Annotated in this window: 19 protein-coding genes; 14 read left to right on the plus strand and 5 right to left on the minus strand. The window is 69.1% G+C overall.

Annotated elements, in window-relative coordinates:
* Positions 1 to 34: 34 nt before the first annotated feature.
* Positions 35 to 955, plus strand: a complete 921-nt coding sequence (locus tag A176_RS40235; protein ID WP_002638256.1) for a TfoX/Sxy family protein — start codon at positions 35 to 37, stop codon at positions 953 to 955.
* On the opposite strand, the gene A176_RS26225 is transcribed toward A176_RS40235, so the two are convergent.
* A complete protein-coding gene (locus A176_RS26225; protein ID WP_002638257.1) occupies positions 942 to 2,591 on the minus strand; it encodes an AMP-binding protein in 1,650 nt (549 codons plus the stop codon). The two genes, A176_RS40235 and A176_RS26225, sit on opposite strands and share 14 nt — an antisense overlap.
* A gap of 211 nt (positions 2,592 to 2,802) precedes the next feature.
* Between A176_RS26225 and epsC the strand changes: the two genes are divergently transcribed.
* Both epsC and cysK read left to right on the plus strand, forming a co-directional pair.
* A complete protein-coding gene (gene epsC, locus A176_RS26230; RefSeq protein WP_002638258.1) occupies positions 2,803 to 3,648 on the plus strand; it encodes a serine O-acetyltransferase EpsC in 846 nt (281 codons plus the stop codon).
* Positions 3,649 to 3,670: 22 nt separating this feature from the next.
* Positions 3,671 to 4,591, plus strand: coding sequence for a cysteine synthase A (cysK, locus tag A176_RS26235; RefSeq protein ID WP_002638259.1), 921 nt, complete (start codon positions 3,671 to 3,673; stop codon positions 4,589 to 4,591).
* An 8-nt stretch (positions 4,592 to 4,599) separates the two neighbouring features.
* Here the strand turns inward: cysK and A176_RS26240 are convergent, their stop codons facing one another.
* A complete protein-coding gene (locus A176_RS26240; RefSeq protein ID WP_021781039.1) occupies positions 4,600 to 5,736 on the minus strand; it encodes an aminotransferase class V-fold PLP-dependent enzyme in 1,137 nt (378 codons plus the stop codon).
* 125 nt (positions 5,737 to 5,861) lie between these two features.
* Between A176_RS26240 and A176_RS26245 the strand changes: the two genes are divergently transcribed.
* The 3 genes from A176_RS26245 to A176_RS26255 all read left to right on the plus strand — a co-directional run bounded on the left by A176_RS26245 (position 5,862) and on the right by A176_RS26255 (position 9,921).
* Complete coding sequence (locus A176_RS26245) at positions 5,862 to 7,508, plus strand: c-type cytochrome (RefSeq protein ID WP_002638261.1); 1,647 nt, start codon at positions 5,862 to 5,864, stop codon at positions 7,506 to 7,508.
* Between the two features lie 239 nt (positions 7,509 to 7,747).
* Complete coding sequence (locus A176_RS26250; protein WP_002638262.1) at positions 7,748 to 9,037, plus strand: LamB/YcsF family protein; 1,290 nt, start codon at positions 7,748 to 7,750, stop codon at positions 9,035 to 9,037.
* Positions 9,034 to 9,921 (plus strand): 5-oxoprolinase subunit C family protein, encoded by an 888-nt coding sequence (locus A176_RS26255; RefSeq protein ID WP_002638263.1) that lies wholly within the window; start codon positions 9,034 to 9,036, stop codon positions 9,919 to 9,921. Before A176_RS26250 ends, A176_RS26255 begins: the two co-directional genes overlap by 4 nt.
* Here A176_RS26255 and A176_RS26260 read toward each other — a convergent pair.
* Positions 9,909 to 10,517 carry a Uma2 family endonuclease gene (locus A176_RS26260; protein ID WP_044889486.1) on the minus strand — a complete coding sequence of 203 codons (609 nt, stop codon included), beginning with the start codon at positions 10,515 to 10,517 and terminating at the stop codon, positions 9,909 to 9,911. The genes A176_RS26255 and A176_RS26260 overlap by 13 nt on opposite strands.
* A gap of 354 nt (positions 10,518 to 10,871) precedes the next feature.
* Here A176_RS26260 and A176_RS26265 point away from each other — a divergent pair, with 354 nt between their 5' ends.
* The 3 genes from A176_RS26265 to A176_RS26275 all read left to right on the plus strand — a co-directional run bounded on the left by A176_RS26265 (position 10,872) and on the right by A176_RS26275 (position 14,623).
* A complete protein-coding gene (locus tag A176_RS26265; protein WP_226993991.1) occupies positions 10,872 to 12,026 on the plus strand; it encodes a hypothetical protein in 1,155 nt (384 codons plus the stop codon).
* 72 nt (positions 12,027 to 12,098) lie between these two features.
* Complete coding sequence (locus A176_RS26270; RefSeq protein ID WP_002638266.1) at positions 12,099 to 13,169, plus strand: hypothetical protein; 1,071 nt, start codon at positions 12,099 to 12,101, stop codon at positions 13,167 to 13,169.
* A gap of 86 nt (positions 13,170 to 13,255) precedes the next feature.
* Positions 13,256 to 14,623: a hypothetical protein gene (locus A176_RS26275; RefSeq protein ID WP_044889413.1), complete on the plus strand. Its 1,368-nt coding sequence runs from the start codon at positions 13,256 to 13,258 to the stop codon at positions 14,621 to 14,623.
* A 15-nt stretch (positions 14,624 to 14,638) separates the two neighbouring features.
* Here A176_RS26275 and A176_RS26280 read toward each other — a convergent pair whose 3' ends face one another.
* Together A176_RS26280 and A176_RS26285 are read right to left on the minus strand one after the other, a co-directional pair.
* Complete coding sequence (locus tag A176_RS26280; RefSeq protein ID WP_002638268.1) at positions 14,639 to 16,243, minus strand: sigma 54-interacting transcriptional regulator; 1,605 nt, start codon at positions 16,241 to 16,243, stop codon at positions 14,639 to 14,641.
* A gap of 193 nt (positions 16,244 to 16,436) precedes the next feature.
* Positions 16,437 to 17,921, minus strand: a complete 1,485-nt coding sequence (locus tag A176_RS26285; protein ID WP_044889412.1) for an FG-GAP repeat domain-containing protein — start codon at positions 17,919 to 17,921, stop codon at positions 16,437 to 16,439.
* 192 nt (positions 17,922 to 18,113) lie between these two features.
* Between A176_RS26285 and A176_RS41090 the strand changes: the two genes are divergently transcribed.
* The 5 genes from A176_RS41090 to A176_RS26310 all read left to right on the plus strand — a co-directional run bounded on the left by A176_RS41090 (position 18,114) and on the right by A176_RS26310 (position 22,173).
* Complete coding sequence (locus tag A176_RS41090; RefSeq protein ID WP_338042791.1) at positions 18,114 to 18,842, plus strand: CocE/NonD family hydrolase; 729 nt, start codon at positions 18,114 to 18,116, stop codon at positions 18,840 to 18,842.
* A gap of 153 nt (positions 18,843 to 18,995) precedes the next feature.
* Positions 18,996 to 19,550: a peroxiredoxin gene (locus tag A176_RS26295; RefSeq protein WP_002638271.1), complete on the plus strand. Its 555-nt coding sequence runs from the start codon at positions 18,996 to 18,998 to the stop codon at positions 19,548 to 19,550.
* Positions 19,551 to 19,556: 6 nt separating this feature from the next.
* Complete coding sequence (locus tag A176_RS26300) at positions 19,557 to 20,081, plus strand: carboxymuconolactone decarboxylase family protein (protein WP_002638272.1); 525 nt, start codon at positions 19,557 to 19,559, stop codon at positions 20,079 to 20,081.
* 129 nt (positions 20,082 to 20,210) lie between these two features.
* On the plus strand, positions 20,211 to 20,687 hold the full coding sequence (dps, locus tag A176_RS26305; protein WP_002638273.1) for a DNA starvation/stationary phase protection protein Dps: 477 nt from the start codon (positions 20,211 to 20,213) through the stop codon (positions 20,685 to 20,687).
* A gap of 196 nt (positions 20,688 to 20,883) precedes the next feature.
* Entirely contained in the window at positions 20,884 to 22,173 is a 1,290-nt protein-coding gene (locus A176_RS26310; protein WP_044889485.1) for a pyridoxal phosphate-dependent aminotransferase, read from the plus strand.
* Positions 22,174 to 22,225: the final 52 nt, after the last annotated feature.

The raw sequence follows: 22,225 nt of genomic DNA on the forward strand, positions 1-22,225 counted from the left end.
CTTCTGCGGGCCACCGAGACTCGGAGAAACCACCATGGCCCGGATGGACAGCTTCGTTGAGTACACGCTGGAGCTGCTGGAGAAGGTCGGGCCGGTGCAGGCGCGCTCGATGTTCGGCGGCTGGGGCGTGTACCTGGGCGGCAGGATGTTCGGGCTCATCGGGGGCGGCCAGCTTTTCCTGAAGGTGGATGACGTCACGAAGCCGGACTTCCAGGCCGCCGGGTGCAGGCCTTTCGTCTACGACGGTGGCGAGAAGCCCGTGGAGATGGGTTACTGGACGCCGCCCGCGGACGCGTCAGATGACGCCTACGCACTGCTCCCATGGGCCCGGCGCGCCGTCGACGCGGCCAACCGTGCGGCGCTGAAGAAGGCGGCGAAGAAGCCTCGGGGGAAGGCCGCCGCGAAGACGTCCGAAAGTCAGGCGCGGACAGACGCCGCGAGTTTGTCCTCGAAGCAGGACGAGACTGCCGCGACAAGTGCGCGTGCCATGGCGGCGAGCAGCAATGCCGCCTCCCCTGCGAAGCGCCACACAGCGGCAACCGGGAGCGCACAGCCCATCGCAGTGAAGCCTCGCGTCAAGGGCGCGGCCTCGAAACAGGTCACTCCGGCGAAGCCTCGCGCCAGCAAGCAGGCCCCTTCAGCCAAGCCTCGCACCACGGCCCCAGCCAGCAAGGAGGACCCGCTAGCGAAGCCTTACGCCAAGGCTGCTCCCAGCAAGCAGACCGCGCCAACGAAGCCTCGCGCCAAGGCTGCTCCCAGCAAGCAGACCGCGCCAACGAAGCCTCGCGCCAAGGCTGCTCCCAGCAAGCAGACCGCGCCAACGAAGCCTCGCACCAAGGATGTTCCCAGCAAGCAAGCCGCGCCGGCCAAGCCCCGCGCCAAGGCCGCGCCCAGGAAGCAAGCCGCGCCAGCGAAGCCCCGCGCCAAGCGGGCCACCCGCGTCAGGCCGTCTTGATCGCCGCGGCGTCCTCGAGCCCCAGCTCCACGACGGACGCCTCGCGCATCTTGAACTTCTGCACCTTGCCCGTCACCGTCATCGGGAACGCGTCCACGAACTTCCAGTAGCGGGGAATCTTGAAGGACGCGATGCGCCCGGTGCAGAAGGCCGTCAGCGCATCGGGCGTCAGCGTCACGCCGGGCTTCCCGCGCACCCAGGCCATCACCTCCTCGCCGTACTTCTTGCTCGGCACGCCGATGACCTGCGTCTCGCTCACGCCCGGGTGCGTGTGGAGGAACTCCTCGACCTCACGCGGGGAGATGTTCTCGCCGCCCCGGATGATGGTGTCCTTGATGCGGCCCACCACCTTCACGTAGCCCTCCGCGTCCATCACCGCCAGGTCCCCCGTGTGCATCCACCCCGCGGCGTCCACGGCCGCGGCGGTGGCCTCGGGGTTGGCCCAGTACCCGAGCATCACGCTGTACCCGCGCGTACACAGCTCACCCGGCGCGCCCCGGGGCACCACCTCGCCCGTGCCCGCGTCGACGATCTTCACCTCCAGGTGCGGATGCACGCGCCCCACGGTGGACACCCGCTTGTCCAACGGCTCATCGAGCGCGCTCTGCGTGGACACCGGCGACGTCTCCGTCATCCCGTAGCAGATGGTCACCTCGCGCATGTGCATGCGCGACTGCACCTGCTTCATCACCTCCACCGGGCACGGCGAGCCCGCCATGACGCCGGTGCGCAGCGTCGACAAATCGAACTCATCGAAGCGCGGGTGCTCCAGCTCCGCGATGAACATGGTGGGCACGCCGTACAGCGACGTGCAGCGCTCGGCCTGCACCGTTTGAAGCACCAGCAGCGGGTCGAACGCCTCGGCCGGAATCACCATGGTGGCGCCGTGACTGGTGCAGGCCAGGTTGCCAATCACCATGCCGAAGCAGTGATAGAAGGGCACAGGGATGCACACCCGGTCCTCCGGCCCGTAGCGCAGGGCCTCGCCAATGAAGAACCCGTTGTTCAGCACGTTGTGGTGCGACAGCGTGGCGCCCTTCGGCGAGCCCGTCGTCCCCGACGTGTATTGGATGTTGATGGCGTCATCGAACTGCAGCGACGCCTCGCGAGCGGCCAGCGCGTCCTCGGAGACATCCCTCGCCCCCTCGAGCAACCGCTGCCAGTCGTCCTCCATCACCAGCGCCTGGCGCAGACCCGGACAGCGCGGCCGGACCTCTTGCACCATGCTCCGGTAGTCCGTCTGCCGAAAGCCCCGCGACAGCACGAGCACCTTCGCGCCGGACTGGTTGAGCGCGTACTCCAGCTCCGTGGTCCGGTAGGCCGGGTTGATGTTGACCAGGATGGCCCCGATGCGCGCCGTGGCGTACTGGATGGCCACCCACTCGAAGCGGTTGGGGGACCAGAGCCCCACCCGGTCCCCCTTCTCCACGCCCAGCGCCATCAGGCCGCGCGCCACCTCGGACGTGAGCGCCCAGAGCTGCCGGTACGTGGCCCGGTACCCCTGGGACGCCACCACCAGGGCTTCCCGGTCGCCGTGCCGCTCGACGGTCCGCCGGAGGTTCAGGCCAATCGTCTCCCCCAACAGCGGGGTGGTGCTGGTGCCGTGAGCGTAGGAAGGGACCGGGGCTTGGGACATGGCCTCATCGTCCCGCTGGCGGTTGCACGCGGCAAGCGCCCCCGAGCCCCACCCTCCGGCCGGGGCCCGGATTGCCCGGCGGGAGGACAGCGCCTCGCACTGGCGGCGTGGGTGCGAAACCTAGAGGGCCCACCAGCAACAAACAGTCACCGCAGGAATCGACCATTCCGGCGTGCAGCCGGACCACGCACTGCGTTAGAAACTGAGATTCATGGACGACTCCAACGCCAGGCTGGTCGCGGCCCTGCTGGAAGCCCGGCAGCGCCACTGCTTCCCTGCCGACGTCAGGCGCGCCGCCCCCGAGTTCGTGGGGCAGGTCCTGGGCCTGCTCTTCCCTCACTTCGCGGACCGGCTGGAATGTACCGCCGCCGCCGTCCGCCGGGACGTCACCACCGTCGAGGCCAGCCTCCACCGCATCCGCGATGCCCTGGCCCCGCTCTACCCCGGCATCGAACGAGACCTCCCTGCCCGCTTCATGGAGCGCCTGCCCGGCCTCTATGACTGGCTGCGTCAGGACGCGGACGCCATTTTCGAGGCGGACCCGGCCGCTCGCACGGTGGACGAGGTCATCCTCACGTACCCGGGCTTCTACGCCATCGCCATCTACCGGGTGGCCAACGCGCTGCACGCGCTGGGCTTCCCGCTGCTGCCCCGCCTGCTCACCGAGTACGCGCATCAGCGGACCGGCGTGGACATCCACCCGGGGGCCACCATTGGCCGGCGATTCGTCATCGACCACGGCACGGGTGTCGTCATCGGCGAGACGACGCTCATTGGCGACAACGTCAAGCTGTACCAGGGCGTCACCCTGGGCGCGCTGGTGGTGGAGAAGGGGCTGACGGACAAGAAGCGTCACCCCACCATCGAGGACGACGTGGTGGTGTACGCGAACGCCACCATCCTCGGCGGCGAAACCGTGGTGGGCCGCGGCAGCATCATCGCCGGCAACGCCTGGCTCACGCAGAGCATCCCTTCTCAATCCGTGGTGACCCGCCGCAGCGAAGTGCGTCAGCGCGGCGCGGACGGTTCGCTGGACGCACTCGAGTTTCACATCTGACCCACCCAACGAGGCCCCCCACATGAAGGCGAACAGCATCCTGGAGACCATCGGCAACACGCCGCACGTGCGCATCAACCGGCTGTTTCCGGCCCGCGTGACGGTGCACGTGAAGCTGGAGCGCGCCAACCCGGGCGGCAGCATCAAGGACCGCATCGCGCTGTCCATGATTGAGGACGCGGAGAAGCGCGGCCTGCTCAAGAAGGACAGCGTCATCATCGAGCCCACCAGCGGCAACACCGGCATCGGCCTGGCCATGGTCGCCGCGGTGAAGGGCTACAAGCTGGTGCTCGTCATGCCGGAGTCGATGAGCATCGAGCGCCGCCGCCTGATGGCCGCCTACGGCGCCACCTTCGAGCTGACCCCGCGCGCCCAGGGCATGAAGGGCGCCATCGCCCGCGCCAACGAGCTGGTGGCGCAGGTCCCCAACGCGTGGATGCCGCAGCAGTTCGAGAACGAGGCCAACATCGAGGTCCACCGCCGCACCACGGTGCAGGAAATCCTGAAGGACTTCCCGGAGGGGCTCGACTACCTCATCACCGGCGTGGGCACCGGCGGCCACATCACCGCGTGCGCCGAGGAGCTGAAGAAGGTCTGGCCGAAGCTCAAGGTCTTCGCCGTGGAGCCCACCAAGTCGCCCGTCATCAGCGGCGGCCAGCCGGGCCCGCACCCCATCCAGGGCATTGGCGCCGGCTTCATCCCCAAGAACCTGCACAAGGACGCGCTCGACGGCGCGATTCAGGTCGCCGAGGAGGACGCCTTCGAGTTCACCCGCCGCGCCGCGCGGGAAGAAGGCATCTTCGTGGGCATCTCCTCCGGCGCCGCGCTGTCCGCGGTGAACCAGAAGCTGGGCGAGATGAACGACGGCAGCCGCGTGCTCGTCTTCAACTACGACACGGGCGAGCGCTACCTCTCCATCGAGTCGCTGTTCCCCGCCCAGTAGCAGGGGCCTCAGCCGCGGTGCGTCCGCACCAGCTCCACCAGCCGGTCCATCTCCTCGGGCAGGTTGTAGAAGTGGGGTGAGAGGCGGACGCGCCCGCGGCGCACCGAGAGCGCGACGTCACGCCCGGCGAGCCACGCTCCGAGCGATTTGGCGTCGCCCTCCGGTGGCAGGAAGGTGAGGATGCCCGCGCGGTGTTCCGGCGTGGGCCCCACGTCGCAGCCCAGCCCGCGCAGCCCGGCCTCCAGTTGGACGAGCAGCTCGCGGATGCGCGCGGAGATGGCGTCCATGCCCACCTCGTGCAACAGCTCCAGCGCGGCGCCCAGCGCGTAGATGCCGGTGTACGCGGCGCTGCCCTCCTCCAGCTTCCCCGCGTCCGGGCGCAGCTCGAAGTGGCTGCGGTTGAAGTTCCACGCGTCCGTGGTGCTGCGCCAGCCCACGAGCACGGGGCGCAGCCGGGGCAACACGTCCTTGGCCACGTAGACGAAGCCGATGCCGGCGATGCCCAGCATCCACTTGTGGCTGTCCGCGCTCAGGAAGTGGATGCGGCTCTTCTTCACGTCCACGGGGATGCACCCCACGCTCTGGATGCCATCCACGCAGAAGAGGACGCCCGCCCGCTCACACAGGGCGCCCACCGCGTCCAGGTCCGTGCGGTAGCCGGTGGCGAACTGCACCGAGGACACCGCGACGAGCTTCGTGCGCGGCGTGAGGGACGCGGCCACCGCCTCCGGCGTGACGCCGCCCTCGGGCGTCTCCACCTCACGCACCACCACGCCCCGGTCCTTGAGGTGCAGCCAGGGATAGACGTTGGAGGGGTACTCCAGCGAGGAGGCCACGACGACCTCGTCTCCGGGCTTCCAGTCCAGGCCCTCCGCCACCAGGCCCAGGCCATGGCTGGTGTTGCGCACGAAGGCCACTTCACCGGGCTCCGCGTTGATGAGGCGGGCGGCCAGGCCGCGCACGCGCTCGCAGTGGGCCTCCCAGCCGCGCTCGTGCTTGATGCCGTGGTGGACGATGTCCTCCATCCAGCCGCGCACGGCCTCGGCGGCGCGCAGGCTGGTGGGGGCCACCCCCGCGTGGTTCAGGTAGAGCTGCTCCCGCAGCACGGGGAACAGGTCGCGATAGGACTCGAGCGGGCGCGTCATGGTGCCCAGGAGTGTAGCCACGCTGCCGCGCCGCGGCGGAACTCACGTGGCGTGGGATGTCCTGGGCGAACGGCGGTGAGGGTTTTCCGTCCTCGGCGCGGATGCGATATGCGTCAGGGCCGCCCATGCGCCGAACCATCCTGGACGCCGTGAGGAGCACGTGGTTCGCGGGAGCCGCCCTGCTGGCGGGCTGCGCGGGCACCGTCAACGCCCCCTACCCGCCCATCCGCGCGGACCTGTCTCCCGCCGCGCTGGAGCGAGGCGCCGCCATCTTCCACGCGAGCTGTGAGTCCTGCCACCGGGGCGGTGACGCGGAGACGGCCGCCGGGGCGCCGCTGCGCGAGCTGCCCTCCTACATGGGGCGCTTCCACGCGGCGAACCTCACGGCGCACGCGGAGGCCGGCATCGGCGCCATGAAGGACGAGGAGCTGGCCCGGGCCATCCGCTACAGCGTGAGCCGAGACGGGCGGCTGATGGTGATGCCCAGCTACGGCATGGGCGACGCCGACCTCGCGGCGGTGCTGGGCTTCATGCGCTCCGGACATCCGCTCTTCACGCCGACGGCCGAGCCCGCGCCGCCGTCGAAGTTCAGCTTCTTCGGCGGCATTGGCTTCCGCTTCATCACCGGCAACGAGCCGGTGGAGCGGCCCGCTTCGGGCATCCCCGTGCCGCCCAAGTCCGCGAGCCGGGAGTACGGCCACTACATGGCGCATGACGTCTACGACTGCGCATCCTGCCACACGGATGGCTTCAGCCCCCGGAAGACGGAGGGAGACGACGTGTTCGCCGGGGGCATGGCGTTCGTCGACCCGGAGGGCCGGAAGGTCCACTCCAGCAACATCACGTTCCATGAGACGGGGCTGGCGAACTGGACGTTGGAGGACTTCACCCGCGCGGTGCGCGACGGACTCGCGCCAGATGGCTCCGTGCTGCGCTCGCCGATGCCTCGCTTCCGCGGCATGGACGATGTGGAGGCCCAGGCGCTCTATGACTACTTGCGCTCGGTGCCCACGAAGAAGAACGCCGTGAAGGACGCGAGGCCCCGCCTCACCGCGACGTCCGTGCGGCCTCAGTGGGTGACGCAGGAAGCTGGCGAGGACGCTGCGGAGACCGTGCAGCAGGAGGGCACGGCGACCGGCGAGGATGCCCAAGCGGCTCTCGCTCCGGGCGACCCCACTACGAGCAGCCCCCCGACATCGACTGTCGCCATTCCGAGCCCGAGCGCGCAGCCGGACAGCCAGGCGTCGAGCGCCATTTCCCATCCGCCAGCCCCAGACACCGCGCGGCCATCCGCGACACCCGCCAGACCGAATCCCAGCGCTCCGGCCTCGTCAGCGACTTCCCAGGCGGGAGGTGCTCCCTCGGCTTCGGAGCAGCCCGTGAGCCCCACACCGGCTCCGCGGCAAAGCGCCCACGCCTCGGCGACGCCCTCGCCATCGGACACGACCCACGCGGCGGGCCCCAAGCCCGTGACGCGCAAACCCGCGCCCAAGCCGCGCCCCCAGACGCCCGCGGTGGATGCCGCCGCCCTCTTCACGAAGTTCGGCTGCGCGAGCTGCCACGCGCCGGGCGCTCGCTATCACGACCGGCTCGCGAAGGTGGCCACGCGCAGCGAAGCCGACCTGGTCCGCTGGGTGCGCAACCCCGAGCAGTTCCTCCCCGGCACGCCCATGCCCACCTACGCGGAGCTCATCGACGAGAAGACGGCGCGCGCCCTCGTGCGATGGGTGAAGGCCGGCGGCCCGAACACGCTGACCTCCCAGGGCCGCTGAGCCCTGCGTGAAAACGTCCTGGAAATGACCAGAGAAAAGGTCCGTGGACGTATCCAGGGTGGAAGTTCCCGAACAGTGCCTCGTCGAGGCCCCGTCCGGGCGCGTACCACCCCGGTGCCAACCGGCCCCAGCCCCGGGGTGGTGCGTGAGACTTCCCTCGCCAGCGTCCGCTGGAGCGCCAGCGCCTCCGGCTTCTGGGATGGCTGCACCCGAAGCGCCGCTCGCGTACCGTGCGCCGCATGACGGAGTGCCTCCTCAACGTCGACCTGGGCGAACTGCCTGGAGAAGACGCGCAGCTCTATGCACTGGCGCACATCGCCAACATCGCCTGCGGCGGACACGCGGGAGATGACGCCTCCATGCGCCATGCCCTGGCGTTGTGCGAGCGGCACGGCGCCCAGGCAGGCGCGCACCCGTCCTACGAAGACCGGGAAGGGTTCGGCCGTCGCGCGCTCGACGTGACGCCGGAGCAGCTCCGGAATCAAATCAAGGCACAGTGCGCACGGCTCGCCGCGCTGGCCTCCGAGCGCAGGCTGCCCGTGCGCTACGCCAAGCCCCACGGCGCGCTGTACCACGCGGCCAATGCCTCACCGGCCCTGGCCCTCGCGGTGGTGGATGGCGTGGTGTCCGCGCTGGGAACGGGCGTCACCCTCATCGGCCCGGGCACGGGAGCCCTGCACGACGCGGCCCGGACGGCGGGGCTCGCGTATGCACGCGAGGGCTTCGCGGACCGGGGAACGCGGCCGGATGGCTCGCTCATTCCACGCGGCCAACCCGGCGCGGTGCTGACCGACCACGCGCTGGCGCGAGACAACACCGTCCGGCTCGCCACGAGCGGCGGCGTGGACACCGTCTGCGTGCACGGTGACACGCCGGGTGCGGTGGCGTTGGCGCGCGAGGTCCGTGCCACCCTGGACGCACTCGCCCTGCCCGCCGAGCCGCTCGGCGACGGTGCCCTGCGGCTGGTGCTCCCCGAGGGAATCGAGCGACGCGCGGCGCGCGATGCGCTCAGTGCCCTGCCTCACGTGCTGGACGCCGTCATCACCGAGGAACACGCCTGCGTGTACTTCCGCCCGGAGGCGCCACCCGAAGAGCCGAGACTCGCGCTGGCGCGGCTGCTGCGCCTTCCCGCGCCCCTCGCCGAGCGCCCGCTCATGACCATCCGCGTGCGCTACGACGGACAGGACCTGCACACGGTCGCGGCACGCGCGGGGCTCACGGAGGACGAGGTCGCCCGGTGCCACACCGCCCGCGAGTACACCGTGCGCTGCGTGGGCTTCCTGCCGGGGTTCGCCTATCTGGGCGAGGTGGACCCGCGCATCAGCGTGCCCCGGCTCTCCACGCCGCGCACCCGGGTCCCCGCCCTGGCGGTGGGAATCGCCGGAGGACGCACCGGCGTCTATCCCTTCGCCTCTCCGGGAGGCTGGAACCTCATCGGCACCGCGCTGGACTTCACCGCCTTCACGCCCGAACACGGCGCGGCGTTGCAGCTCGGGGACCGCGTGCGCTTCGAACGGGTGGACGGATGACGGGCTCGCTCGACATCATCAGCGTGGGCGCGCCGGTGACGGTGCAGGACGCGGGACGCCCAGGACAGATGCACCACGGCGTGCCGCCTGGAGGGCCGCTGGTGCCGGAGTTGTTGGCCCTGGCGAATCGCGCCGTCGGCAACCCCCATGGCACGGCAGCCCTGGAGGCCTTCGGCCGCTTGGAGTTGCGCGCCAGGGGACGACCACTTCGCGTCTCCGTGGACGGCCGCGTGTACACCCTGACGGACGGAGAGAGTCTCCCCGTCTCCGCCCCCGAGACGCGCAGCGTGCGCTACGTCGCGGTGGAGGGCGGCCTCGCGGTCCCCGAGGTGCTGGGAGGCCGCGGCACGCTCCTGGTCGCGAAGCTGGGCGGACATGCGGGCCGACTCCTGCGCGCGGGGGACGCGCTTCCGCTCGGCGCCGCGAACACACACGGGACGGCCCCGACACTCGACGACAGGGTCGACGCGGTGGCGCCCATCCGCGTCACGCTGGGACCGGACACGCATCGCTTCGAACCCGCCACCGTGGCCACGTTGCTGTCAGGCGCCTTCACCGTCTCCGCGTCGAGCGACCGAGTGGGAATGCGGCTCGAAGGCCCTGCGCTCACTCACGGAGATGAAGGCGCGGGCACGTCCCGCCCCATGGTGCGGGGCGCCATCCAGGTCACCTTGTCGGGCACGCCCATCGTGCTGGGCCCGGACCATCCGACCACCGGGGGCTATCCTCTCATCGCCACCGTCATCCGCGCCGACTGGGGCAGCTTGTGCGCACGGCGTCCCGGTGCACCGGTCCGGTTCCAGGAAGTCAGCCTCGACGAGGCACGGCACGCGTGGCGAGCGTTCGCGATGCGCATGGGCCTCGACAACCGTCACTCTCCATAGAGCACGCCGTCTTCGCCCAACTCACGCACCTCGAGTTCTGGCGGCCACAACACCGCGAGGTCCAGCTCCAGCTCCTCGAATGGCGCAACTCGGACACGCGCGGTCCCGGAGAATTGGCCCAGCGGAACCCAGTCTCCATTCCGCCGAGCGAAGGCCTCCAGCGTCCGCGCGGCAGGGTCCACCAGCCACACGTGCCCGACGCCTTCGCGCGCGTAGATTTCCCGCTTGCGGTTCCGGTCCAGGTTCCGCGTCGACGGCGACAGCACCTCACAGACCCAGTCGGGAGCCAGCGTGAAGAACGGCTCACGCCGTAGCACGGGCATGCGCTCGCGACGCCATCCGGAGATATCCGGGACCAGGACGTCCTGAGCGAAATGCAGCTCGGGTTCGAGGACAATCCACCAACCACCGGGCGCACGCTGACCTACCTGGAAATAGGAGAGCAGCAGTCCCGTAAGAACAGAGTGCGCCACCGCGTGAGGAATCGCTGGACGCGGCTGCGCGATGAGTTCTCCATCAACGATCTGCCCGACCATGTTCTCGGGCAACGCCATCAGGTCCTCGTAGGTCGCGGGCCGCTTCGTCTCATTCCCCATCTCGGAACTCCCCAGGCCAACCGCCTCCCACCACGCCATCATCCGTCCTGCCTCCCCCAAGTGGAACCCCACCTGAAACAGCCTGTCCACCCATTCCTACCTCACAGGTCCGACATGCCCTGGGGGGCAGGGCCCAGAACTTTTCCGGTTTTCCATCGATAATAGGGAAATGAAGACGCCCCCCATCGGTCCCCTGCCCCATGCCCCCACCACGGAGACCGAGGGGGCCTCGCGTCCTCCTCGCAACGAGCTGAAGACCTCAGCGCACGTCTCCGTCCCCCAGCCCGAGCCCCTGGCCTCATTCCCCCGCTGGAGACACCGTCAGCCGTCGAGGCCTGCTTCCCATGGCAGCGCGTGGCGCCCGGAAGCTATCCCTCCACCGAGGACGTCCGGGCCATCTGCGCCATGCAGGACCTGGTGGTGCGCAACCACGCGGTGACGCAGAGCTACTCGGACCTGTCCAACGCGGTGGGACATCTGCTCGGCGTGGAGAACGCGAACTGGTCCACCTTCGCGACCTGGGCGTCGAAGCAGGCCGGCGTGAGCATCCGCGGCGAGGACATGCCCAGGTTCTTCACCGACGTGCTCAAGGGGCTCGACAGCGTCATGGGCCCGCTGTCCAAGGTGGACGACCTGCTGCGCAAACTGGGTGTCCCCGCGCTGCCACTGGGCGACATCGGCTCCGCGGGCAATGACGCGCTCAAGCACGTCAGCCTGGCCATCTCCGAGGGCAACAAGCTCGTGTTCGAGGAAGTCGGCCAGGCGCTGTCACGCTTCGTGGACACCTTCCAGGGCGACGCCCAATACGACGCGGCGAAGGTGGCGCGGTACCTGAGCGAGTTCCCCGTGGACAAGCCCGTGCTGCGAGAGGCCTTTGGCCACTACGCCCAGGCCATGTTCGAACAGGACGCCAACACGAAGGCCGAGCTGATGCTGATGGCCAACAACAAGGTCGGCCTGCACGAGCAACGTCGGCTTCAGCCGCAAATCGAGAAGGCGCTCAACGCGCCCATGAAGCAGACCTTCCACAACATCCTCCGGCAGACCACCGAAGCGAACATCAACGCGCTCCCCTTCCCCGCCAACGTCGCGGGCAAGGCGGCCCTCAAGTCGGGCGTGGTGGACGCTGCGCTGTTCCCCGTCGTGGACGCCATGGCCCGTGCGTTCCGCCGCTTCTCCACCGAGCACATGATGAAGCTCGCGGTGCCTGGAAGCGCGCTCAAGCTGGGCCAGGACTTGCCACCGCCTCCGGGCATGGAGACGACGCTCTTCCCGCCGCACCTGCGCACCATCGAGAACCCCGAGCTGCGCGCCCTGCTGGCGGAGTTCGACAAGAGCCCCGACAGCCTCAAGGGCACCGGCGCGGAGGACTGGAGCAAGCTGGACCAGCGGATGAACTACATCATCGACCTCTTCCGAACGCGGCAGTCGGACCCGGCGCTGTTCGACCCGCCCTTCGGCCGCGCGGGGACCTACCCCGTGACGACGCCCACGCCCCGCGTGGCGTGACGCGCTCGCGCGGGGCTGGCCGTGGACCTGCGGGCGTCGGTAGGCTCGGCGCGCTTTCGACAAGGACTCCGCATGCCCGTCTCGGCACCTCCGCTGATCTCCGTCGCGCTGCTCACGTTCCTGCTCATGCCCGGGTCCGCGGTGGCCGCCGCGCCCGCGCAGAAGCAGCAGGTCCAGGAGAAGGCCTGGGCCATCATCCTGGCGAGCAAGCCGCAGCGAGCCGAGGCGGAAGCCCAGCTCGCGGCGATGCAGAAGGACAGAGCCTTCACCTGGGCCAGACCCGCGGAGGGCTACCCACAGGTCATCGAATCCTCATCCCTGCCGGGCCTCACGCCGGGGCTGCAAGTCCTCCTGCTCGGCGTTTGCGGCACGAAGCAGGAGGCCCAAGCCGCGCGAGCCCGCGTCCTCCCCATGGTGGACCAGGCCTACGTCAAGCAGCTCACCGGCCCCGCGGCGCTGGCGTGCCCCCAGCCCATCCCGGTCACCTCGTGGCTGCCCGGGAACGCCAACCTGCTGGCCACCGTGCCCTTCGAGAAGGAGAAGTCGCTGGTGCTCACCGTCCACCGCGTCCGCCAGCGCAAGGTGATGGAGTGTGAGACGAGCGACCTGCGCGTCCGCCTGTCACACGGGAAGGACCTGCTCGCGGAGCAATTCTTCGAAGGAACCTGCCAGGGCGCATGCACCGCGAGCGAGAAGAAGGAAGGACAACGGCAGCTCGACGCGATTCGCAAGCGCATCGCCAGCGGCGACGGTGACGAGTCGGAGCTCGACGCCAACTTCGTCGACTGTCAGTCCCTCACGCCCGCGCTCAAGTCGGCGCTCGGCACCCCGGGCCGGCCGCTGCTCTTCATCGAGACGAAGAGCCTGGGAGGTCACGACGTGGTCATGGGCAACCTCACCTCCGTCACCGTGGGCTGTGGCCAGCTCCAGGTGATGGACTCGCTGAACGAGGGCTTGAACCTGGACGTCCTGGGACTCTCCTTCGACGGCGTGGAGGCGCGCCCCCTGGGCCAGGGCAGCGAAGCCTGGAAGCAACTTGAGTTGCTGCCCAAACAAGCCCCCGGAAGCACGCCCGCGGCGCGCAAGCCGGTGGCCACGGGCACGTGGAACGGCTGCGCCTGGGACATCGAAATCAAGACCTGAGCCGGCAGTCCTCCCGGGCCGGGGGCGTTTCACGCTCCGTCGCAGTAGACGCAACTTTTTCCGATTCCAGCCGATACTCAGGGGACATGTCGCCCCCCAGAATCCCGTCCCGCCGCGCCCCGGCCCGTCCCACCGAGCCCCGTGAGCCGCCGCGTCCCGCGCGCAACGAGGTGAAGCCCCAGGCTCAGACCCGGACGCCCCGGCCCGGCATGTCCGGGGTGTCGCAGTTCGAGTCCCCGGCCTCGCGGCAGCCCCTGGTGGCGCTGAACAGTCCCGCGACGGTGGCCCAGGGCTCGCGGGTCACCCCGGGCAGCTATCCGACCGCCGCGCAGGTGCGGGACATCGCCGCCATGCAGGACCCGGTGGCGCGCAACCACGCGGTGACGCAGGGCTACTCGGACCTGTCCAACGCCATGGGGCAGCTCCTCGGCACGGAGAACGCCAACTGGTCCACCTTCGCGACCTGGGCGTCGAAGCAGGCCGGCGTGAGCATCCGCGGCGAGGACATGCCCAAGTTCTTCACGGAGGCGCTCAAGCAGGCCGACAACGTGATGGGGCCGCTGTCCCAGGTGGACGACCTGCTGCGCAAGCTGGGCCTGCCCGCGCTGCCGCTGGGGGACATCGCCGCGGCGGGCAACCAGGCGCTCCAGAACGTGAGCCAGTCCATCGCGGACGGCAACAAGGTGGTGTTCGAGGAGGTGGGCCAGGAGTTCGCCCGCTTCGTGGAGACGTTCCAGGGCGACACCCAGTATGACGCGGCGAAAGTCGCGCAGTACCTGAACGGCTTCCCGGCGGACAAGCCGGTGTTGAAGGAAGCCTTCGGCCACTACGCCCAGGCCATGTTCGAGAAGGACCCGAACAAGAAGGCCGAGCTGATGCTGCTGGCCAACGACAAGGTGGGCCTGCACGAGCAGACGCGGCTGCAGCCCTACGTCGAGAAGGCGCTCAATGCGCCGGTGAAGGAGACCTTCCGCGGCATCCTCAAGCAGACCATCGAGGCGCACATCAACGCGCTCCCCTTCCCCGCCAACCTCGCGGGCAAGGCGGCGCTCAAGACGGGCCTGGTGGACGCGGCGTTGAACCCCGTCGTGGATGGCGCCGCGAGCGTCTTCCGGCGCCTCGCCACCGAGCACATGATGAAGCTGGCCGTGCCGGGTGAGGTGCTGAAGCTGGGGAACGATTTGCCGCCGCCGGCGGGGATGGAGTCGACGATCTTCCCGCCGCACCTGCGCTCCATCGAGAACCCGGAGCTGCGCACGCTCCTGGACCAGCTCGACAAGAGCCCCGACAGCCTCAAGGGCACCGGCGCGAAGGACTGGAGCAAGCTGGACCAGCGGATGAACTACATCGTCGACCTCTTCCGTTCGCGGCAGTCGGACCCGGCGCTGTTCGACCCGCCGTTCGGTCAGCGGGGCACCTACCCCGTGGCCCCGCAGGCCCCGCGCGTCAGCTAGCGCCGGGCCCCTGGCTCACGCCTCGTCGACGACGAACTGCTCCAGCCGGGCGATGCCCAGCTTCTTCATCCGGCTCTGGAGCGTGGACGGCTTGAGCCCCAGCAGTGCCGCCGCGCCGCCCTCGCCGTAGACGCGGCCCCGGGTGAGCGTGAGCACGCGCAGGATGTGCTCCCGCTGCACCGCCGCCAGCGTGAGCACCGGCGCCAGCTTCGGCTCACCGGCGGCGGGAGCCACGGAGGCCACGGGCTCCACGGATGGAGTGGCCGCCACGGCGCCACGCGTGGGCATGTCGAAGGCCTCCGGCCCCAGCTCATTGCCCCGCGTGAGGATGGTGGCCCGCTCCAGCGCGTTGGCCAGCTCGCGCAGGTTGCCCGGCCACTCGTACGTCTCCAATCGCGCCAGCCCCGCGGGCGTCACGCGCATGCCCCTGCGTCCCGTCCGCCGCGACTGCTCCTCCAGGAGGAAGTCGCAAAGCTGGGGCAGGTCCTCGCGCCGCTCGCGCAGCGGCGGCAGGCGCAGCGGGAACACACTCAACCGGTAGTAGAGGTCCTCGCGGAAGCGCTTCTGCGCGATGGCCTGCTGCAGGTCCACATGCGTGGCCGCCAGGATGCGCACGTCCGCGCGCACCGTCTTGTCGCTGCCCACCGGCTCGAACGTCTTCTCCTGGAGCGCGCGCAGCAGCTTGGCCTGGAGGTCGAAGGGCAGCTCGCCCACTTCATCCAGGAGCAGCGTGCCCCCATGCGCCATCTGGAAGCGCCCGGCCCGGTCCTTCGTCGCGCCGGTGAACGCACCCTTCACGTGACCGAACAGCTCGCTCTCCAGGAGCCCCGCCGGAATGGCCGCGCAGTTGAGCGTGACGAAGGGCTGGTCCGCGCGGGAGCTCCAGCGGTGGATGGCCCGCGACAGACGCTCCTTGCCCGTGCCCGTCTCGCCGGTAATCAGCACCGGCGTGTCCGTCTCCGCCACCTGCCGGGCCCGCCGCGCCAGGTCGCGCATCACCGGGCTCCGCGACGTCTCGAGGATGCCCTCCGAGTCGCCCCCGAGCTGCGCCTCCAGCAGCTTCGCGTGCTCGTGGTCCTGCCGGTGAAGCCGCTCGAAGGTCACGCGCTGCTCGGCGGACTGGAGCGCCGTGGCCAACATCTGCCCGTACACCTCCACCAGGTCCACCACCGGCTGCGGGTACGTCTCGCATTCGGCGCGGTCCAGGGACAACACGCCGTAGCAGCGCTCGCCCGCGCACAGCGGAACCACCATGCACGAGTGCCCCGGCGGCAGGTCCAGCACGCCGTCAAACGGGTCGCCGTCGCCGTGCGCGTGGTCCTCTTCCGTGAAGGCCTTGGCCCGCCGCGTCTCCAGCGCATGGCGCAGCGAGGGGAACTCCGACAGCTTCAGCGAGTGCTGCCGCACCTTCGCGTTCGCCAACGGGCCTCGCGCGGCCACCGACACCAACCGGCCCTCCTTGAGGAGGAACACCGTGGCCAGATCGAAGCGCACCACCCGCGTCAGCCAGTCGAGCCCCCGGCGGAGCAGGTCACCCACGGAGTCCTCCGCCGTGGCCAGCTCGATGAGGTCCTGAGCGTCCTTCGCGCCGTTGATGGTGCCTGTGAGGTCGTCCTGCATGCCTACGAAATAATAGGGTTCCACCGAAATTGCAGTGCTGCCGCCACCGAGATTTCGGGGCCCACCTCCCGCTCACCTCCAACCCACCGGAATCACAGGGATTCATGCCCCAGGCCCGCCGGAAGCCCACGGGCCCAGGGCTGCCCGCCCGCCCCCCTTCGGGGACGGGTGGGCGCCGGACCGAGGGTGCCGCTCAGTAGTTCGCCGACGGGTTCGACACGCGGTACATGCGCATGTCGTTGACGTTGCAGAAGCGACGGCGGGCGATGAGGAACTCAGGCTGTCCCGCGACCGCGCGAACCAACTGGTAGCTGGTGTTGGTGCCACCGTGACTGACGAGCGGCCAATTCCCGATGGCCGCGGACGCGGGGCTGCTGTTGAGGTTCGACCAGTTCCAGTTGAACTGGGTGCCGGACCAATCCACGGTGGTGGCCCAGCTCGCGGACGCGCCCGTGTCGATGAAGAACCACTCGTCCTTGTTGTCCACGTGGTCGATGTTTCCCGCCAGGAAGACGACGCCGCCACCGAGCGGGTAGCCCACGCCCGCGAGGTTGTTGGCGCCACCGGTGGACCAGTTCCAGACGAAGTCGTTGTTCACGTAGCGGAAGGTGGTCGCCCAGTTCGCGAACCCCACGAGCTCATCCTGACCATCCCCATTGGTGTCGCCGCCGTTGCGGAGCTTTCCACGGTACAGATAGAGGCCGTGCGACGTGTTGCCCCACGTGCTCCACACCTGGTCCCAACCGCCAGCGGCATTGAGCCGGAAGAGCGACAGCCACCCGTTCGGATTCACCGCGAGGAGTTCGTCCTTGTTGACCGGCGACGTCCCGCTGTTGCCCACGACGTCGAAGTTGCCGACGACCGGATACCCACCGCCAGAGAGGTGCGAGGAGAGCGGGTCCTGCGCGCTGCCATTGTTGCTCCAGCCCCAATTCCACGTGCCATTGTCGAAGTGGAACATCGTCACCCAGGAGGACAGGCCCAGCACCTCGTCCCTGCCGTCACCGTCGAAGTCACCCACGACGAGGTTGTTCCGGTACGCGTGGATGCCGTCGCCCGCGGACGTCGAGCCGTAGTTGCTCCAGCCCCACTGCCAGTCACCGTTGACGTAGTGAAACATCGTCATCCAGCCGTTATCGGCCACGCCCAGGATGTCCTCGGCGCCGTCACCGTCGAAGTCACCGACATATTGCCGCGTGTAGCCCGCGATGCCCGCCGTCCCCGCGCCCGTCCAGACGTTCGTCCAGCCCGGGCTCTCCCCACCGACGCGCACCAGGACACGGCTCTCGTCGACGACGGTGTTCAATGAATTCACGATGGTGAACTTCACTTCGACCACCTGACCGGGTGTGGCCCCCGGGGGGATCTTGCCGTGAAGATAGACATTGGACGACTGAGGCATGATGAACTGAGCCTCTCCCGCCACCGTGCCATTCCAGGAGGCATACAGGTTCTGGAGGGCAAAGGGCCCGGACTGCGTCACGTTCATGATGTAGTAGCCCGGGGTCAAGCCTCCGGAATACGTGCCCGTCAGGTTCGAAAATGTCTGACCGGGGACCGCCAGCGCCTCACGGCAGAACGTCACCATGTCCGCCCAAGAGACGCTGGGAAGCGACAGGACGAGTGCGCACAAAAGCCCGGAAAGCCGCGTCACCGCAGCCAGGAAATGCCTTGTCATGGAGGAGCCTCGAGAAGAAGGACCCCGCACCGTTCGTGCGGAAAGGTCACTGATTTCTATAGCCGGTGGGTGTGACATCACACGCAGCGCACTTGTAATCCTCCTGCTGAAGCATCGTGACAGCCCAGTCACGACACGCAGCCGCGCTGGATTGCCCCGAATCAGCCCGCACGCCATCCCCTCACAGGCGGAGTGCATGCACTGGCTGAGAGTCATTGCCGCGACGGTCGCCGTGTCGTGGCCTCAGACACGCCACGAGGCTTCGATACGCCGGGAGGCGCCATCGACACGGCCGGCCCCAAGGACCTTGGCGACCTGACACACGTCATCGATTGGGTCGTCGCCAACACCCCCGCGGCCCCGGCTCGCATCAGCGCCGCGGGCGTTACGTACGGCGCGGGCCTGTCTTTGATTGGACGCAGTGACAGCGGTGCACTGGCTGAGCAACGAAGCCCCTCGCGGACGGCTGTCGCTCGTCCTCGACACCGTGGCCCGGCGCTGCGCGGACAAGGCCGCCCGCTTCACGACGCTGAAGTTCTCGTCGCCCGCCGCCGCCCCGGCCTTCGTGTCCCTGCCGTTGAAGCAGGCCGCGCTCCATGGCGCGTGTGGCGCCACACCGGTGAGCCGCCGGGGTGGCCGGAGCCCTGGTTCCCCAGCGTCCGTGCCAGCCCCGGCGGGAGGCTGGAGGCACCCCGCCCTTGTGCTTCAGCGGAACGCATGCCCATGTCCCGTGTTGTAGGTGGACGGAGCACGCGTTCGCGGCTGCACAATCGAACGTCCGCCTATCCTCACCGAGTGCAACCTCACGAGGGTTCTCGTATTTTGCGCCGCCCGCGCCCGCCAGGCGCGCAAGCGACCCGTCGCACCGAGTTTTCCGATCCACCGAAATTGCAGTGGCGAGCCCCACCGAGATTTCGTTAGACACCGGCCCAGTGGCACCGACCCAGCGGGGGTGAATTCCAAACCCCCGGAATCATTGATTCGAAGCCCTGGCACGGCGACTGCTAAGCCGTAGGACAGAACGCATTCACCGGGGTCGGCGCACCGCCGGGCCCCCCATCCCAAGGAGCCGTAATGCTGACCGTTGGCGACAAGATCCCGAACTTCAAGGTGAAGGCCACCGTGTCCCTGGAGAAGGGCAAGGAGTTCCAGGACATCACGAACGAGACCTTCAAGGGCAAGTGGCTGGTCCTGTTCGCGTGGCCGAAGGACTTCACCTTCATCTGCCCCACGGAGATCGCGGAGTTCGGCAAGAAGAACAAGGACTTCGCTGACCGTGACGCGCAGGTCCTCGGCCTGAGCACCGACAGCGAGTTCGTGCACCACGCGTGGCGCACGCACCACCCGGACCTGAAGAACCTGCCCTTCCCCATGCTGGCGGACCTGAAGCACGAGCTCTGCAACGCGCTGGGCATCCTCCACAAGGAGGAGGGCGTGGCCCTCCGCGCGACGTTCATCGCGGACCCCGAGGGCATCATCCGCCACGTGACGGTCAACGACCTGTCCGTGGGCCGCAACGTCTCCGAGACGGTGCGCACGCTGGACGCGCTCCAGACGGACGAGCTGTGCCCCTGCAACTGGACCAAGGGTGAGGAGACCCTGACCCAGAAGCTGTCGAAGGCGGGGTAATCCACCATGGCCTCGCTCGAAGTCGTCCGCTCTGAACTGGCGGACTCCCACAAGGACACCCGCCTCAACCTCCAGGCCGTCCTGGAAGGTGGCAGCCTCACCGCGGAGCAGCGTTGGGGTGTGGCCGTGGCATGCGCCTTCACCGCTCGGAACGAGCGGCTGAAGGAGGCCATGCTGAACGAGGCGAAGAAGGCCCTCGCGAATCCCGAGCCTGTCATCGAGGACGCGCGTGCGGCGGCGTCGCTGATGGCGATGAACAACGTGTACTACCGCTTCCGGCACATGATCGGGAAGGAGTCGTACTCGACCAAGCGCGCCGGACTGCGGATGAACCGGCTCGCGCAGGTGCTGACGAACAAGGTGGACTTCGAGCTGGTCTGCCTCGCCGTCAGCGCCATCAACGGCTGCGAGATGTGCATGCAGTCCCATGAGAAGGTCGTCCTCGAGGGCGGCCTCTCCGAGGACCAGGTGCACGACGCGATTCGCATCGCGTCGGTCATCAACGCGGCGGCGGTGGGGCTGGAGTCTTAAGCCGCTCTGTCGCGAGGCATCGCCGAAGTTTCAAGCGCCCTCCGGTGGAAACACCGGAGGGCGCTCCCTTTTTGGCCGTCGCGCATCCAACCTGCCACACACGACACGCAGACCTGAAAGGAAGACATCATGTACCGCAGCCCCAGCCCCCTGCCCGAGAAGGCCCGCGCCGCCATCGCCGACTCCCTCAACGAGCGGCTCGCCGACGGGCTCGACCTGCACTCGCAAATCAAGGTCGCGCACTGGAACATCAAGGGCCCGCAGTTCGCCTCGCTCCACCCGCTGTTCGAGACGTTCGCGGTGAGCCTGGCCACGCACAACGACTCCATCGCCGAGCGCGCGGTGACGCTGGGTGGCAAGGCCTACGGCACCACCCGCCACGTGGGCAAGACGAGCCGCCTGCCGGAGTATCCGCAGGACACCACGCGCGACATGGAGCACGTGAAGCTGCTCGCCGAGCGCATCGAGGTCTACCTGGACGGCCTGCGCAAGAGCCGCGCCCTCTTCACCGAGAACGGGGACTCCGACTCCGAGGGCCTCGCCACGGACATCATCACCGAGTTCGAGAAGCACGCGTGGTTCCTGCGCGCTTCGCTCGAGGGCTGAGCCGACGGACTCGGACGGGCCCGCCGGGGTTGTGCACCTCGCTGCACGCACACCCCCGGCCCCTGTTCCGGCCGCGCCTCGTGTTCCCGCGAGGTTGCGCCAGGCATGACGGTTGCTCACCACGGTGCCCATCGTGCGCTGAGCGCGCCACGCGCAGGCAGCGCGCCCGCGCCGGACTTCCGCTAGGGTGGATGTCGTGAGCGACGACGTCTCCCTTCCGGCATTCCGCGCCGTGCCCCGCACCGGCGTCATCTTCGTCACCGCCGAGGCCACCCGCCGCGGCTACCGCTCCAGCGACCCGGAGTGGTGCAATCTGGGCCAGGGCCAGCCAGAGACGGGGGACCTGCCCGGCGCCCCACCCCGGCTGAACCAGGTCACCATCGACGTGGCGGACATGGAGTACGCGCCCGTCGCCGGACTCTGGGAGGTGCGCGAGTCCATCGCCAGCCTCTACAACCGGCTCTACCGGCGGGGCATGCCCAGCCAGTACAGCGCGGAGAACGTGTGCCTCTCCGGTGGAGGCCGCGCCGCGCTCACCCGCGCCGCCGCGAGCCTGGGCGCCATCAACCTGGGCCACTTCCTGCCGGACTACACGGCGTATGAAGAGCTGCTGGACGTCTTCAAGGCGTTCACCGCCATCCCCATCCTCCTGGAGGGCGAGCGCGGCTACGCCTTCACCGCCGAGGACCTGCGGCGCGAGGTCCAGGGGCGCGGCCTGTCCGCGCTGCTGTTCTCCAATCCGTGCAATCCCACCGGCAAGCTGGTGCACGGCGAGGAGATGGCGCGCTGGGTGAGCGTGGCCCGCGAGCACGAGTGCACGCTGCTGGTCGACGAGTTCTATTCGCACTACATCTGGACGGGCCGCCCCGGTCACCTGCCGGTGGAGAGCGCCGCGCGCTACGTGGAGGACGTGAACAAGGACCCGGTGGTCGTGTTCGACGGCTTCACCAAGAACTGGCGCTATCCGGGTTGGCGCATGACGTGGACGTTGGGCCCGCGACAGGTCATCGAGGCGGTCTCCAGCGCGGGCAGCTTCCTGGACGGAGGCGGCAGCCGGCCGCTCCAGCGCGCCGCGATACCCCTCCTGCAGGAGGAGCCGGTGGTGCAGGAGACCATGGCCATCCACAACACCTTCCGGGAGAAGCGCGACCGCTTCCACTCCCGGCTGGAGCGCATCGGCATCCGCACGGACCGCGCGCCGGACGGAACCTTCTACGTCTGGGGCAACGTGTCCGGACTGCCCGCGCCGCTCAACGACGGCATGGGCTTCTTCCGCGCCGCGTTGGACCAGAAAATCATCGCCGTGCCGGGTGAGTTCTTCGACGTGAACCCGGGCAAGCGCCGCGCGCGGCCCTCGCGCTTCCGCGGCTACGTGCGCCTGTCCTTCGGCCCCTCCATGGAGACGCTGGACAAGGCCCTGTCGCGGTTGGAGGCCATGGTGCTCCACTACTCGCGCACGCCGGGCAAGCCGCAGCCCGCGCCCTGAGCCGCGACGGCCCCGGCGCCCTGACACGGTGGGCGCCGGGACGAGCCACGCG

This window comes from Myxococcus hansupus (assembly GCF_000280925.3).
GTDB classification, from domain to species: domain Bacteria; phylum Myxococcota; class Myxococcia; order Myxococcales; family Myxococcaceae; genus Myxococcus; species Myxococcus hansupus.